Raw genomic sequence first — 14,266 nt, forward strand, 5'->3', positions numbered from 1 at the left:
GTGGAGAACCGACCCAAACGCAAGGCAATCCATGAGCTGATAGGCGCCCATGCTCGGGAGCTATCTGCTCGACTGCAAGAGCATCGTCTGCAGCTATATCCCCCCGAGGCCCGCAAGACGCTCCGCACGTTCTCATCGACCGAGGCTGCAAAGCTCATCGGTGTGAATGATGGGTATCTTCGGCATCTGTCGCTGGATGGCAAGGGTCCACAGCCGCAAATCGGGCTAGGCGGCCGCAGATCCTACTCGATCGACACCATACAGGCACTCCGAGAGTACCTTGAAGTAAGCGGCAAGGGCGATCGGCGTTACCTCCCCAAGCGGACCGGCGGCGAACACCTCCAAGTCATAACGGTTGTCAATTTCAAAGGGGGCAGTGGAAAGACCACGACGGCTGCGCATCTCGCGCAGTTCCTGGCCTTGAACGGATATCGAGTTCTTGCTGTTGATCTCGATCCACAGGCAAGCCTATCCGCGCTTCACGGCTTTCAACCCGAATTTGATATCGGTGACAACCAGACGCTTTATGGGGCGGTTCGGTATGATGCTGAGCGACGTAACCTACGCGATATCATCAAGAAGACGTACTTTGCCAACCTCGATCTGGTGCCAGGCAATCTCGAGCTAATGGAGTTCGAACATGACACCGCCAAGGTGCTCGGCTCGAACGACAGGAAAAGTCTTTTTTTTACGAGGATGGACGATGCACTGACGTCCGTCGCAGATGACTATGACGTGGTCGTTGTGGATTGCCCTCCCCAGCTCGGATTTCTGACCATTTCGGCTCTTTGCTGCGCAACCGCAGTTTTAGTCACGGTGCACCCTCAGATGCTCGACGTGATGTCGATGTGCCAATTCCTTCTGATGACATCGGAATTGCTGAGTGTCGTGGCCGACGCGGGCGGGAGCATGAACTATGACTGGATGCGGTATTTGATCACACGGTACGAGCCTGGAGACGGGCCCCAGAACCAAATGGTTTCATTTATGAGGTCGATGTTCGGCGACCACGTACTGAATTACCCGATGCTTAAGAGCACGGCGATCTCGGACGCGGGTATTACCAAGCAGACTCTGTATGAGGTTGGCCGGGAACAGTTTACCCGCACGACCTACGATCGCGCGATGGAAGCGTTGGATCACGTCAATCAGGAGATTGAGCAACTCATTGATGCGGCATGGGGACGGAAATAATGCCGAGATCGCAATACGATGGCGTCTTGTGGGAGCGAAGTTGCCGGCCGGCAACTTCGGGAGAACCGGCGCGGCAATTGAGGTCGCCCCCGTGCTTTGGACCTGGCTTCGCTCTGTGTCGCCGGTCCCGCCACGCCCAAACTAAACGACTTGGTTTGACCAGTGAAAGGAGGTTTGAAAATGGCTAGAAAGCACCTCCTGTCCGGGCTAGGGAGCCAAAAGTTGCCGGACGGCAACTCTTCAGAAAATGCGAGCAGTTCATCGGCGGTTTCACCCGTCCCGCAGTTCTCCCCTCGTGGGGCCATCGGCGCGGTCTCTCGCTCTATAGAGTATTTGAAGGCTCAATCTGTTGTCGAACTCGATCCCGATCTAATCGACGAGCCCGCCATCACCGATCGCCTTGAAGAGGCGACGGACCGCTTCGATGAGTTTGCTGCGCAAATCAAAGAGCACGGTCAGCAGGTTCCGATTCTCGTTCGCCCGCATCCGACGATCGAAGGGCGGTACCAAATCGCCTATGGCCGAAGGCGGCGGCGAGCAGTCAAACAGGCGGGTCGATTTGTAAGGGCCATCGTAAAGCCCCTCACCGATGAGGAGCTTGTTCTCGCACAAGGCCAAGAAAACAGCGCCCGTGCCGATTTGTCGTTCATTGAGCGAGCCCTGTACGCTGCGCAACTCGAAGCCACTGGGTATTCGCGAGACCTAATCATGGCGGCGCTCGCCGTAGACAAAACCGGGCTTTCGCGTTTGATCGCCGTGGCGGTGCAGATCCCTGGCGATATTATTCGTGCGATCGGCCCCGCGCCAAAGGCAGGACGGGATCGTTGGACCGAACTAGCCAGTCGGCTCGAGCGTAAGGGGAGTGCGGATACTGCTCGGGCCTTGCTTTCCGCAGATGGGGTTGCCGATCTCGCGTCTGACGATCGCTTCGTTAAGGTTTTTGACGCGACAGCGCCTAAGAAGGCCGGGGCTCCGCGAGCCAAGGTTTGGAAGGCGGAAGACGGAACGCGGGCCGCCCGCATTAAAGAGGACGACCGCACGCTGACATTGATGATCAACAAGAAAGCCGCCCCAGAATTCAGCGACTATCTGGTTGCGGAACTTCCAGAGATTTATGCCGCCTTCAAGAGACATCAAAGGCGGTAGAACCCACGAAATCAGAGGAGCAATCGCGCAAAGAAAAAGACCCTCCGAAACCGCGTCCCAGAAGGCCTCTCTCAGTGTGGTAGCTAGAGAATCGCATTTCCGGGAATCACAGTCAAGAAGTTTGGCGCTGTTTTAGCGAGGGTGTTTTCTTTTGCCTAGCGCAAGGTGAAGAAAAATGAGGACGCATATCTCAACGACGCCCTTTGGGCGGCGGTCGATGTCGCTTGGCATGATTTCAAGTCAGGTCACGGCCAAAGCCATGCCTGCGGACGCAACGGTCCATAAGTGGCATGTCTTCCAGAACATTAAGGAGGCCCGGATGGCTCTGGGCGCAACCGACCGCGCTCTGGCGATCCTGGATGCGCTGCTGTCATTCCATCCCGATACAGCGCTCTATGGCGATAGCGCCCTGATCGTCTGGCCATCCAATGAGCAGTTGATCCGGCGGGCTAACGGTATGTCGCCGGCGACGCTGCGCCGGCATCTGGCCAATCTGGTTGATTGCGGCCTGGTCATCCGTCGTGACAGTCCCAACGGCAAGCGCTTCGCCCGCAAGGGGCAAGGCGGTGAGGTCGAGCAGGCCTATGGCTTCGATCTTTCGCCGATCGTGGCGCGAGCTGAAGAGTTCAAGGATCTTGCCGAGGCGGTTCGCGCCGAGGCTAAGGCCTATCGCCTGGTTAGGGAACGGTTAACTATATGCCGCCGTGACATCGTCAAGATGATCGAGACGGGCATTGAGGAAGGCGTACCTGCGAACTGGGGCAGGGTGCAGCAGACCTACCAGTCCATCGTTAGCCAGGTTCCTCGCACGGCGCCCAGGCAGGTCCTGGAGGCGATAGCAGCCGACCTCGACGATTTGTGGGCGGAGGTGCGGGATGCATTGGAATCCTTTGTAAAAACAAAGAATCTGAACGCCAATGAGTCTCAAATTGAGCGCCACATACAGAATTCAAAACCAGACTTTAAATCTGAATCTGAACAGGGCTTTCGAGAAAAGAAAGAAGCGAGCGGCAACGCTGCGGAAACCGACAACGTACGGAGCCTGCCGAAGCGGGAGCTACCTTTGAGCATGGTGATGGATGCCTGCCCAAACTTGGCCTGGCTGCTGAAAGGCGGCGGCGAAATCCGGCACTGGCGCGATTTCCTGGCGGCGGCCGAAGTTGCCCGGCCGACATTGGGGATCAGCCCCAGCGCCTGGGAGGAAGCGCGCATCGCCATGGGCGAAACCCAGGCGGCGATTACCATTGCCGCGATTTACCAGCGGGTCGATCAGATCAACAGCGCCGGTGGCTATCTGCGAAATCTGACGGACAAGGCCAAAGCCGGGAAATTCTCGGTCTGGCCGATGGTCATGGCCCTGCTGCGCGTGAAACTCGATGCCTCGAAGGCTGCCGGAGGCGGGGCAGGGGCGGGCGTCGTCGAACTCGAAACGGCTGCGAAAGTGGCCCGGACGGAGCAGCGCCTGGAAATCAGCGATGCGCTGCGTCGCAGCCTCAACAAGCCGGACCGTGGACGGTGATGCGTTTGAAACGCTTGGTGATCAAGCTCGTGTTTGTGGGCAGCGGCTTCAGGTGGAGGCGGTTGGTTTGAGCAATCCTGATCTGCGGGCGCGGTCAATCAGGTTCTTGACGGACGAAGGGGACCATTTCGACCCGCCGCGCGGTGTCCGTTCATGCAAACGTTCGAGCTGGCTGGCGATCGAGCGCATCGAGAGCTCGGGATTCGACGCATGGATGCCGGCCACGAGCGTCATGAGGCGATCTTCCGGCAGGCGAGGAGGGGACTTCCGGAGTAGGCCGGGGTCGGCCATGTGTTCCGCGACGAGCCACTTCACGGCGCGCCGTAGCCGCTCCGGCGTCCAGCTCTGGCCACGCTGATTGAGAACGCGGGCTATATCATCCCATGTGTGATCGGGACGCATGCGTTTGACGGTCGGTAGCCACTGATTGGCCGTCGCCTATTGTCGCCGAACGCGGCGCGCTGCACGGCGGCCATCTTCGCCAGCGCTTCTGGCCTTCGTTCACGAAGTCCGGGATTGCCGGGAAGCTTGCCCTTCGCTTTCGCTGCTTGGATGCCGGCCTTGGTCCGCTCCGAGATCAGCGCTCTCTCGAGCTGCGCGACGGCGCCGAGCACTTGCAGCGAATCTTGCGGCGTTGTCGTGTCGATCGGATCCCGTAGAGACCGGAAATGCGCGCCTTTCTGCGTCAAATCCTCTATCACCTCAAGCAGATGGCTGACCGAGCGCGCCAGGCGATCGAGCCGCACCACGACGAGTGTCTCGCCGGCTCCGATCTCGCGTATCAGCTTCGCGAGGGCAGGGCGTACACGCGAAGCGCCGGAACCGTGCTCCTGGACGATCACGTCGCATCCGTCCGATGCGCAGCTCGATCTCCTGCGCTTCCGTCGCCTGTTCGTCGGTCGATACGCGCGCGTAGCCGATCAGGCGCCGCCTGGCGCTCAGACGTTTCATAGGTCGGGCCGATCCGGAGGCCGGTCGCCGAGAAGCGCGAGCAGCGCCGGATTGATGTATAGATTTTCCCGGCCTGCCTTCATTTCCTGCAGCAGGCCCTGCTCGGTAAGGGTCTTGAGATAGACCGACGCCGCCTGTCGCTTTGCGATGCCGGCGGTCACCAGATCGCCGATGCGGCAATAGGGATTCACGAAGATCACCTCGGCCAACTCGCGCGAATAAATCTTCGGCAGATCACGTCGGATATGCTCCGCGGTTTGGTCGAGCAGATCCCGGATGGCGCGCATTCGCGCTGTCGACCAATTTGCCGTCTCCCGCACCGCCTCGAGCATGTAGAGGATCCAGTCCTCCCATGCCTCCTCGGTCGTGACGGCTAGAAGCCGGTCGTAATAGGCGCGTTTGTTGCCGATGATGTAGCGGCTGAGATAGAGCACCGGGATGTCCAGCAGGCCCTTGTCGACAAGATAGAGCAGGTTCAGCACCCGCCCCGTCCGACCATTGCCGTCGGTGAAGGGGTGGATCGCCTCGAACTGGTAGTGCATCACGGCCAGCCGGATCAGCGGGTCGATCTCCTCGGCTTCGTGAATGTAGCGCTCCCAGTTCGCGAGCTTGTCGCGCAGAAGTGCCTGGCCCTCGGGCGGCGTGTAAATCACTGCGCCCGTTGCCTCGTTCATCAAAGCCGTTCCCGGCGTTGCCCGGATATCGAGGTCGATACCTTTGATGGTGCGGCAAACCGCGATCGCCGTCGATGTTGACACGGGGCGCTCGCGCAGCGACCGGAATCCCTCGCTCAGGGCCGTTCGGTAGCGAAGCGCCTCCTTCGTCGCCGGATCGGCCTGGTTGCCGGCCTCATCATTGGCGAACCGGAAGAGCCTGTCGGTTGTGGTGACGATATTTTCGATTTCCGAGCTGGCCTGCGCCTCGAGCAGTGGAATCGAGTTGATCAGAACGGCCTGGTTCGGGATGAGCTGGCCGGATATGCGAAGTTCGGCCAGCGCCGCCCGGGCCTCGATGCAGGCCTTCAGCACGGCCTTCGTCTCGACATCCGCGCGCGGGGGCAGGGGAGGGAGGTCGTTGTAGGGGCGGTCTGGGCGGAAAGGCATGTCGATCAATCCTTCTTCGATCGACATGTCGGGCGAATATGTCGTCGACATCGACATGTGGTTAAATCGTGTCGATAGAATCGTAATCTATCGACATATGGTAAGCGCTGCAAGCCGGTTGTTCAGAACCATAGGTCATCAATAACCGATCGGTTGTAAACGTCTTTAGCACCCTTTGCCATCGGCCCTACGGCCTCGGTGAGCCTGCAAAGCACCGTTTTCCAGGCTCCTGAGAGCCCTAGGGCGTGGTGCTGTACAGTCCCGATATGAGGTCATTATTACTAGGGGGTTTTGTCCCGGAAGAAATCGCCTGTGGCGGAAGTAATAGGCATTGTAGCTTCCGTTGTGCGGATCGAATCGTTCCGCGGGAGCGGCGTAAATGCCTAGAGCACGTCTGGTTTAATCCGGGTCATAGCCTGCGGCCTTGAAGTAGTTCTGGCATTCGGCTGGGGTGAAGAGGTCGACGAGCGATCCGACGCCGAACCTCGCCGCCGCCTGCCGTGCCGACATGCCCGCGTCCGAAGCCTTCAAGACCCGGGATCGAAGATCGTCGCTTAGCGCTCTCGCCATCATCCACCTCCTCAAAGTGGATGTTGAATCACCCGCCGAGCTCGACGTCACATCACAATCGATTCATTGATCGCAGGACCTGCTCTAGTCCGCACCACAAGGCTGCTGGCCGTCCTCGACGCTTTCCGAGGCCGCCGCCCCGGGCTGAAGGAACACGACCGGCTGGCGCTGGCCAAAGGCCAGATGGAACGCCGGCTCAGGAACCGGCGCAAAAACTCGAGCCTGCCGGCGTTGATCGCGCTGGTGCTGGCGCGGCCGGTGGTTTCGGCGGGATTGATCGCGGCCGAGCTCAAGGTCACGCAACGCGCCGCGCTCGTCGCCGAGCTCGGCATCCGCGAGGTGACCGGCCGGGAACGCTACCGGGCGTGGGGACTCTTGTGACGAAGTTGAAAGCCGCCCAGCGCCGTGATGGATTGCCACCGGGATCATAGTGCAGAGCGCGCCGCGGGAAACCCCCAGAACACGCGCGCCGAGCTTTTATCGAGGCGGCGAAAGACGCTGGTATTCTGGTGGAGCATGATTGGTGAGGTCATGCCGCCTTCCCATTCTTGAACCGTCATCAGGCTGACAACACATTCTGCGATGGTCGCCGCGACGGCGGCTTCATCACACACTCGAGCCGTTCGTCAAATTGGAGGAACGAATGAACGCCACGGCTTTCAGCCCCGTATTCGTGAAGAACGGAGCCTACCTGGTGCAGGAGATTGCGGATCTCCCAGACGCGATCAATTTTTTGGAGGAATGGCCGGACGATCGGCGCAACCTGATCCATGAAACGGCCCTTCGCGCATGCTACCAAGCGCATGGTGGGCTTAAGCCAATGAGCGTGGCGCGCGATGCCTTTGTCGGCTTCGCGAAGCGAGCCGGTATCCTAGAAGACCCCGAGGCGGTTATACCGTGGATCGCTGCTTCCAAATCGGGCAGCGGGAAGGTTCAGGTGTAGACTCATTCGGCGGCTCGCCTCTTTTGCCGCCAAGAGTTCCGCGTATCGGCCGATGCGCGTTGCTGGCCTTATCGGCCCGAAGCGATTTTGGCCAAGTTGTGTGGAACGTTGCCGGAACGGATTGACCGGTATGGCGTCGTCGTGACCGGTCTCTCGGCGCGAGCAAGCGAACGCGTCATTGAAGCGCAGATCGAATTGGGAGCTCATTTGATGAGCGACGAGTGGAGGCATTCTTCGAGCAGTTCTTGTTCTGACCCCTTGTATGCCGTAGCGACCGAATAGGGCTCTGGAAATCGCTACCCGCGAGTGGACGGGGAGGACAGGAGCGCCGGGAGAGGCGGCGGAGTGGCGCGGGGTGTCCAGCCTTGCGCACTTTCGCGGGAACTGAGTTTCCGGCGCCTCGCTGCGTCGCCTGCTCAAGCGGGTTCCTGTTCGGCAGCGTGCGCATCAGTCAGTGAATCGGTTTTCGTGAGACTACGTGACAAAGCCAGGGGAGACCGGCGGTCAGTATCAATAAGTCATTAAACTCAATCGCTTAAGGGCCGGCTCGTTCGTCGCCATGCACGTAGTCTCACGAAAACCGATTCAAAAAGGCGGCGAGTCTCACGATTTCCGGTCAGCTGACAGTAGCCGTCCCTGCCATGGCGCGAACGATCTCAACGATGTCGGGCAATTCTTCGTCTGTTCGGTCCACCATCACCGTTACCGCTCGCGCAATTCAAGATTCGCAAGAATATTCGGGTCCGCAGGCTCTTGTCCACGAATTCGGGGATTTGAGGCCGGTTGAATATCCTAGCACCGAGTGCTATCTTTCGCCATGCCTGACCGAATATTCAAAACAGCCTGGTTCGCCAAGGCGGCGCGCAAGGCACGGCTTCCCGATACAGCGCTTGTGCGTGCGGCCAGGGAGGCTGCGCAGGGCAAGGCAGACGATCTGGGTGGAGGCGTGTTCAAGAAGCGGCTCGGCGACAATCGGTTTCGGTCGATCTTGCTCGCCAAGAGCGGTGGCTTTTGGGTTTACGTCTATCTGTTCGCCAAGCAGGACAGGGCGAACATCGATGATGACGAATTGCGTGCGTTTCGCGAGCTGGCGGCGCTCTATCGGCGCAAATCCACCGCCGACTTGGACGCTGAACTGACTGCTGGAGCTTTGATGGAGATTGGTCATGGCCACTAAACGGAAATTCAAGAGCGACGCCTTCGAGGCGATCCACAGCGCGGTGGAAGGCATGGTGCGGGCCGGCACGGTCGACAAGCAGACCCTGCGCTCCTTTGACGAGGCCTGCCTGTCCAGGCCGACGATATTCGACGCGAGGAAGATCAAGGCGCTGCGTGAGCGCAATCACGTCAGCCAGCCGGTGTTTGCACGCCATTTGAACACATCGGAATCGACAGTGCAGAAATGGGAGAGCGGCGCCAAGCGGCCGAGCGGCATGGCGTTGAAGCTGCTGACGGTGGTCGAAAAGCACGGCCTTGACGTCCTGAGGTAGGCATTATTAATACGAACGATAATGCAAGATTATCATTCGTTGTATGTTGCCGACAGGCGCGGCGGATTTTACGCAAAACAATTGCCAAAAGCGCCGTCATGACTCATCATGCTTGCGATGATTCTGCGCCCCAAACCCTCTCTGTCTCGCCATGGCGTGCTTGGCGGCGCCCCTTCGATCGCACCGATGGCAACGGTGCCGGCCTGGTTGCGCCGGGCCATCCCCGATGCGCAAAGCCGTACAGGAAAAGATATTGAGGACGTTGCGCTCGTTGCTGGCGCCGCCATCGCCGCGCTCGATGCGGTGGTCAGACGGCAGGAGCGGTGGGCCGGCGCCTGGCGGCAGCGGCTAGCACTTTCGGCGGCCACGGCAACGGCAAAGCAGGCCGGCCGCGTCGAGGATGAAGGCGCACTGCGCGACGCCGTGCTGCTCGCGCGACCGGGCGATTTTTTGTCCGTAGGCCCGGCCGGTCTTTTGCTGCTCGCCTGGCGCCGGCTGGGGGCCCGGCCCTGGGACGAATTGCTGACGGAAAAAAACCTCGCCGCGGTGTTGGAAGAGTTCGGGTACGCCCCGGATGATGACGTGGTCAGCGATCTGGCGGCTGATCTTCGGCAACTCGCGGCCGGCGCTGGCATGGTCGCAACGCTGGCCGGCACATTCATGGCCGCCGAGCGCCACGGCTTTGGGCGCGCCGTTGGGGCCTGGCTCGCCGATGCCCTGCTGGCGCAACGGATGGGTTGGACACACGCGGTGCCGCTGCTGGGTGCCGAAGCGGCCTTGGGCGCTCGCCCGCCTCGATCGGCAGCCAGCGCTGTGGCGACAAGCATTGAGATAGATCTTGAGCGTGCGAAAGGTCTGCTTGCCGCGCAGGCGCGGGCCGCGTTGCGCGCCATCGATCTTTCCGCTGAGCTCGAGCGCCGCGCTGACCGGCTGCTTGCGGTGGCACCGAAACTACGCGCCCGGGCGTCTGATTTTGTCGTCGAAAGGCTCTTGTCCGACGACGCGATCGTCGCCTCGGAAAAGATCGCCGACATGAGCGACCGCGGCCTTCGCCGCCTGTTCGACCGGCTGGTCGAGCTCGGCGCCGTACGCGAGCTATCTGGACGTCCGACCTTCCGTATGTACGGGCTGTGACGATCATGGCGGAGAGTGCGCGTAGGAGAAGGGGAGGGGCTCAAGGAGCCGGCAGCCGGCCAAATGACCATTTGTTTGACCGCGAGCTGGATCATCTGCCGCCGGAGGTGCGTTGGCGGGAGTGGATGCACCGCGTCGAGGCGACAATTTTTGCGGCCAGCGAGCCGGTCACTCGCGAAACGCTCGCCCGCATCGTCGGCAAAAGTTCCAGCATCGACCTTCTGATCGACGACATTCGCGAAGAGCTGCGCGGCCGTCCCTATGATCTCGTTGCGGTCGCCGGCGGCTGGAAGCACCTGACCCGGCCCGCCTATGCCGATGCCATCCGGGCGGCTGTTGGCAGCAGTCAGAAGGCGGGCGAGCTGACCCAGTCCGAGGTGTTGGTGCTGATGTGCATAGCGTTCTTCCAGCCAATCACCCGCGGAGAACTATCGAGCTTTTTTGGGAAGGAAGTTTCGCGCGACCTGATTGGCCATCTGCGCGGTGCAAAGCTGATTGCATCCGGCCCGCGCAGCCCGACGCCCGGCGCGCCCTACACCTATGTGACGACCAAAGAATTCCTGCTGGAGTTCGGCCTCGACACGCTACGCGATCTGCCGGATTTCGAGGCGCTCGAGGATGCCGGGCTGCTGTCAAAGGAAAAGTTTCTGGCCGGCGAGATAGTGCCGGCTTTGTCCAACAATCAAAACGCCGACGTCGAGATCGAGGATTAGCTACCGGCTGCCGTAAGGCAGCCGGTAGCCGTTGCACGTCCTAGGCTTCCCAACGGGCCGACTGGTGCCGTTCTTGCCCGCAATTTGTAGGCATATTTCGGACAGACGCGGTTCCGGGCCGAGCGTTCAAGCCATAAGCCGGTCAACCTCTGGGAACGTACTCTCAGGAGAGTAGGCGCCGATATCTGAGCCCGTCGAGTTCGAGGAGAAAGCTATGTTAGCTTAACTGCGTGTCCGAAAACCGGCAGCAGGCCAGGTCTCTGCTTAGTCGAACCTCGAACCGGGCAACCCCATCCTTCATTGCAATTTCACCCCACCAACCTTCCTCGGTCGTGCCAGGAGGCAGCTTAGACATGATCGAGGATGGAAGGCCCTTGGTTACGGTAAGATCATAACTCGGGATCACATCGCTCGCGTCGACCAACCCGAGACCGGCCGACGCTATAAAAAGGGATGCGCCGGCCTCGGACGCCGCTTTTTTGGCTTCCATCATGCCGCGTCCCGCATACACATTCCTGGCCTCCGCAATGCGATTGCGCCAATCCTTGCCAACTGAATGGAAGCGACCGTGAATCGAAATCGGCCGGCGCCGCTTGCGGCATTGCGGCCAACCCGCCAAGGATCGTGTCCGACGATGCACGATCACTGCCGGCGGTCACTCGATCGGGACGACGTCGACGCGCCGGTTCTTCGCGCGGCCCTCGGGCGTTGAATTCGTGGCAACAGGCCGGCTCAGCCCGTACCCCAGGGCCATGAGGTTTGCCTCGGGAACGCCGAGGGCGACAAGCGCTTCTGCCACGGCCTTTGCGCGGCGGACAGAAAGCCGTTGATTATAATCGCTGCTGCCCTCGTCGTCCGTGTGTCCTTCAATCCGGACGCGAAGGTCAGGACGCGCCTTCAGCGCATCAGCGACCGCGGCGATATCGACATCCGACGCTGGCCGCAAGGTTGCCTTGTCGTGGTCGAACAGGACGCCATCAAAGCGGATGGTCTTTCCCGCTTCCAGAGCAGCTTCGACTTTCTGCGACGCCTTCACAACAGGCTTCTCGGCGGTAACGGTCGGGATCACATCGCGCGTGGTCGAGGGCAGCGCAACCGAGTTATCCACGGCCTCGCCGCTTTCGAGCGTCTCGCCAGGTTTCGCTTCCGCGCTGAAATCGCGCGAGTTGGCGGTGGTGCTTAACGTGACCACGGACGCATCGGTGAGCGTCGTTCCCAACTCGACGCGATCGGCACTGCCGTCACCGGACACGATGGAAAGCGTCTGCGCCTCGATCGGCGAATATGCCAGCAACGTCATGCAGGATAGGATCGTCAGGGTCCTATAGGTCATCGGTCTTTCCTCATTTTCATGTCGGGTGAGTGAAGCGTGGATTTCCGAGCGCCCACGCCGGATCATCAACGTCTGATCTCTGCACGTTCGAAGCCGATATCGTGCGCCAGTTTCAGGAAGAGTTTCTCGCCCTCGGCCTTCATGCCCGGCGTCGGCTTGGGGTCGTTCACCCAAAGGCCGACGAAGTAGGCGGCACCGCAGAACGGCGTCCCATGCGGCGCATCCTTGAGGATGAACCGGTTGCCGGCGATCTCGCCCGCCTCGATGCCGTTGCTGAGGATGATCGTCGTGACGTCCCCGGAACCGCAGTCGAGATTGGTAGCAAGGTTGCCAAGCGCGTAAAGCATGTCGGACTTGCCGTCCGGCTGAAGGGCGCCAAGGGCTGCGACCTTCTGGTCGATGAACGGCGCAACGTCCTCGACCTTTGCGCCGCGGTAGGTGAAGGTGATGTCGCGATTGAAGTCCTTCTTCGCCATCTGATCGAGCAAACCGGGATTGCCGAAGGTGCGCATGGTGAGCGTGTCGCCGAGGGTCAGTCCGAGGCCCGACACGATTTCGTTGACGGCCGCGGCGGCCCGCGCCTGGTAGGCCGGGTTGCGGAAGGGGGCACCGCCCGGGCCGGTGTCGATCAGGAGGTTGACCAACTTCGGCTTTGCCGATGCCGCGCCGGCGAGGCCGGCAATGCAGGTGGCGATCATCGTCGCGCCGGCGATACTGAGTCTCTTAGACATAGGCGGGCTCCTTGTTCCTTTCGGTTTCCTTGACGATGGCGTCGAAATCGGCCTGCTCGCGAAGCCAATCGGCGAATTCGGCGAGTTCGGTACGGGCGTCGGCGGTGATCTTCTCGGGGGTAATGGGCAGCAACGACAGTTCGATACGGTGCTGCTGCAGGCGGCGTTCGACCTGTACCGCGATCAGCTTGTCGGTCGGCACAAACGGTGCCTTGAACTGATCGCGCACGTTCTGCAGCCACTGTTCGGGGTTGACGGAACGACCCGGGATGCCGTTCAGGTAGCGCGAGATCGTCCGGGCGTGGTCCTCCATCCCTTCCGCGACAGCCCTTGCGAACTGCGCTGCGCGGTCGCGGTTATGCTCGGCCGCGACGGACGGCATGTCGGAGGCTTTCTTGTAGCCGGTATCGATCTCGACGATTGCCTCGTTGATCGTTTTCGCGTCGCGGTTGGCGCGGGCCGCCTTCGCGGCCCCGCGCCATCCGCGCTCGATCATCGTCAGCCCGATGCTCGCGACGATCGTGCCGAGGCCGACAAGGAGGCCGCGCACGAGGCCGCCCGTCGCCATGAGATTCGTCTTGAGGCTCGCGAAATCGCCCGGTACCGCATCGAGGCTGTTGCCCATCGGCAATCCGCGAATGACGTTCGAGAACTGCGGAGCCAGGATGACCACTGCGACGATCGCCAACCCGATCGCCGCAAGCCAGGTGCTGTTGAGCTTCTCTGTCACGTGCCGGAGCGCCAGGTGAAAAATCACCAGGTTGATGATCAGGCACGATATGATGGTTACGGCCACCAGGGCCCAGAACTTCGTGTCTGAGAGCACGCCGTTTGCGTCGCGCAGATCGAAGTCGCCGAATTCCCAGACCGAGAGCGTTTCCGGCGCGAGCGCGGTCAGAAAGGGGATGCCCAGCAGCACCTGTGCGACATGCGCCCAATACCCCCTCGACTCGGCCTTCAGGCGTGCTGCGTGCGCCTGAAGGCTGCGGATGAAATCACTTACGACCATCGGTTATCTCCTTCCCGTTGAACTCAGTCTCGGTCATCAGCGGCGCCACTTTCTCGAAAACCTGGCGCAGGCTGCGTTCCAGTTCATCTGTCGTCGCTTCGACATGGGCGTCCGTCATCGCTCCGATGGCGGCCTTGTCGGCGGCATAGTTCGGGGTCTTCTTGGCGCGTGCCACCATGGATTTGACCATCGGGCCGATGTGGCCAGGGGTGGTGGCGGCTTCTGCGTCCTCGCTGGCGTCGTTTTTCGGCTCGGTGGCCGGCCCCTGCGGCTGGAGCGAGGTAATATTCGATGTCGGCATCACGGCTCTCCCTTCGCGTTTTGATGGGAGAATCCTCTCACATCAAAACCACGTGGAAAATCGAAGCCTGACGGGCTGCGGTAGATTGAAGAGGAATGAGATTGCGAAGATGCAGCGCAATTCGAGGAC

At 60.8% G+C, this 14,266-nt stretch carries 16 protein-coding genes and 2 pseudogenes; 9 read left to right on the plus strand and 9 right to left on the minus strand.

The window, feature by feature from the left end; genetic code table 11:
• From repA to repC, 3 genes are all read left to right on the plus strand, one after another.
• Window positions 1-1,194 (plus strand): plasmid partitioning protein RepA, encoded by a 1,194-nt coding sequence (gene repA / locus ACZYHG_RS36440; RefSeq protein ID WP_464615456.1) that lies wholly within the window; start codon window positions 1-3, stop codon window positions 1,192-1,194.
• A gap of 180 nt (window positions 1,195-1,374) precedes the next feature.
• Window positions 1,375-2,340, plus strand: a complete 966-nt coding sequence (gene repB / locus ACZYHG_RS36445; RefSeq protein ID WP_464615457.1) for a plasmid partitioning protein RepB — start codon at window positions 1,375-1,377, stop codon at window positions 2,338-2,340.
• A 175-nt stretch (window positions 2,341-2,515) separates the two neighbouring features.
• A complete protein-coding gene (gene repC, locus ACZYHG_RS36450; protein ID WP_464615458.1) occupies window positions 2,516-3,859 on the plus strand; it encodes a plasmid replication protein RepC in 1,344 nt (447 codons plus the stop codon).
• Between the two features lie 48 nt (window positions 3,860-3,907).
• On the opposite strand, the pseudogene ACZYHG_RS36455 reads toward repC, so the two are convergent.
• The 3 genes and pseudogenes from ACZYHG_RS36455 to ACZYHG_RS36465 form a co-directional block, all read right to left on the minus strand.
• Window positions 3,908-4,810, minus strand: a pseudogene (locus ACZYHG_RS36455) (recombinase family protein).
• Window positions 4,807-5,913, minus strand: coding sequence for a protein adenylyltransferase Fic (gene fic, locus ACZYHG_RS36460; RefSeq protein ID WP_464615525.1), 1,107 nt, complete (start codon window positions 5,911-5,913; stop codon window positions 4,807-4,809). Before fic ends, ACZYHG_RS36455 begins: the two are co-directional and overlap by 4 nt.
• A gap of 471 nt (window positions 5,914-6,384) precedes the next feature.
• A pseudogene (locus ACZYHG_RS36465) lies at window positions 6,385-6,483 on the minus strand (IS630 family transposase); the annotation flags it as partial.
• A gap of 66 nt (window positions 6,484-6,549) precedes the next feature.
• Between ACZYHG_RS36465 and ACZYHG_RS36470 the strand changes: the two are divergent.
• Window positions 6,550-6,864, plus strand: a complete 315-nt coding sequence (locus tag ACZYHG_RS36470) for a helix-turn-helix domain-containing protein (protein WP_464615459.1) — start codon at window positions 6,550-6,552, stop codon at window positions 6,862-6,864.
• Window positions 6,865-6,908: 44 nt separating this feature from the next.
• Here ACZYHG_RS36470 and ACZYHG_RS36475 read toward each other — a convergent pair whose 3' ends face one another.
• Complete coding sequence (locus ACZYHG_RS36475) at window positions 6,909-7,097, minus strand: hypothetical protein (protein WP_464615460.1); 189 nt, start codon at window positions 7,095-7,097, stop codon at window positions 6,909-6,911.
• A gap of 29 nt (window positions 7,098-7,126) precedes the next feature.
• Between ACZYHG_RS36475 and ACZYHG_RS36480 the strand changes: the two genes are divergently transcribed.
• The 5 genes from ACZYHG_RS36480 (at window position 7,127) to scpB (ending at window position 10,763) form a co-directional block, all read left to right on the plus strand.
• Window positions 7,127-7,426, plus strand: coding sequence for a DUF982 domain-containing protein (locus ACZYHG_RS36480; RefSeq protein ID WP_464615461.1), 300 nt, complete (start codon window positions 7,127-7,129; stop codon window positions 7,424-7,426).
• A gap of 817 nt (window positions 7,427-8,243) precedes the next feature.
• Window positions 8,244-8,603: a type II toxin-antitoxin system RelE/ParE family toxin gene (locus ACZYHG_RS36485; RefSeq protein WP_464615462.1), complete on the plus strand. Its 360-nt coding sequence runs from the start codon at window positions 8,244-8,246 to the stop codon at window positions 8,601-8,603.
• Complete coding sequence (locus ACZYHG_RS36490; RefSeq protein WP_464615463.1) at window positions 8,593-8,916, plus strand: helix-turn-helix domain-containing protein; 324 nt, start codon at window positions 8,593-8,595, stop codon at window positions 8,914-8,916. The genes ACZYHG_RS36485 and ACZYHG_RS36490 overlap by 11 nt, the downstream gene beginning before the upstream one ends.
• Before the next feature lie 186 nt (window positions 8,917-9,102).
• Window positions 9,103-10,050 (plus strand): DUF1403 family protein, encoded by a 948-nt coding sequence (locus tag ACZYHG_RS36495; protein ID WP_464615464.1) that lies wholly within the window; start codon window positions 9,103-9,105, stop codon window positions 10,048-10,050.
• Window positions 10,051-10,055: 5 nt separating this feature from the next.
• Window positions 10,056-10,763, plus strand: coding sequence for an SMC-Scp complex subunit ScpB (gene scpB, locus ACZYHG_RS36500; protein ID WP_464615526.1), 708 nt, complete (start codon window positions 10,056-10,058; stop codon window positions 10,761-10,763).
• A 217-nt stretch (window positions 10,764-10,980) separates the two neighbouring features.
• Here the strand turns inward: scpB and ACZYHG_RS36505 are convergent, their stop codons facing one another.
• The 5 genes from ACZYHG_RS36505 to ACZYHG_RS36525 are packed head-to-tail and all read right to left on the minus strand — an operon-like array spanning window position 10,981 to window position 14,137.
• The gene (locus tag ACZYHG_RS36505) at window positions 10,981-11,382 is read right to left on the minus strand and encodes a hypothetical protein (RefSeq protein WP_464615465.1); all 402 of its coding nucleotides are present in this window, start codon (window positions 11,380-11,382) and stop codon (window positions 10,981-10,983) included.
• Between the two features lie 36 nt (window positions 11,383-11,418).
• Window positions 11,419-12,162, minus strand: a complete 744-nt coding sequence (locus tag ACZYHG_RS36510; RefSeq protein WP_464615527.1) for an OmpA family protein — start codon at window positions 12,160-12,162, stop codon at window positions 11,419-11,421.
• Complete coding sequence (locus ACZYHG_RS36515) at window positions 12,162-12,827, minus strand: hypothetical protein (RefSeq protein ID WP_464615466.1); 666 nt, start codon at window positions 12,825-12,827, stop codon at window positions 12,162-12,164. Before ACZYHG_RS36515 ends, ACZYHG_RS36510 begins: the two co-directional genes overlap by 1 nt.
• Window positions 12,820-13,836, minus strand: a complete 1,017-nt coding sequence (locus ACZYHG_RS36520; protein WP_464615467.1) for a hypothetical protein — start codon at window positions 13,834-13,836, stop codon at window positions 12,820-12,822. Before ACZYHG_RS36520 ends, ACZYHG_RS36515 begins: the two co-directional genes overlap by 8 nt.
• Window positions 13,823-14,137, minus strand: coding sequence for a hypothetical protein (locus ACZYHG_RS36525; RefSeq protein WP_464615468.1), 315 nt, complete (start codon window positions 14,135-14,137; stop codon window positions 13,823-13,825). Before ACZYHG_RS36525 ends, ACZYHG_RS36520 begins: the two co-directional genes overlap by 14 nt.
• Window positions 14,138-14,266 lie beyond the last annotated feature (129 nt).

This window comes from Mesorhizobium subarcticum (assembly GCF_055456085.1).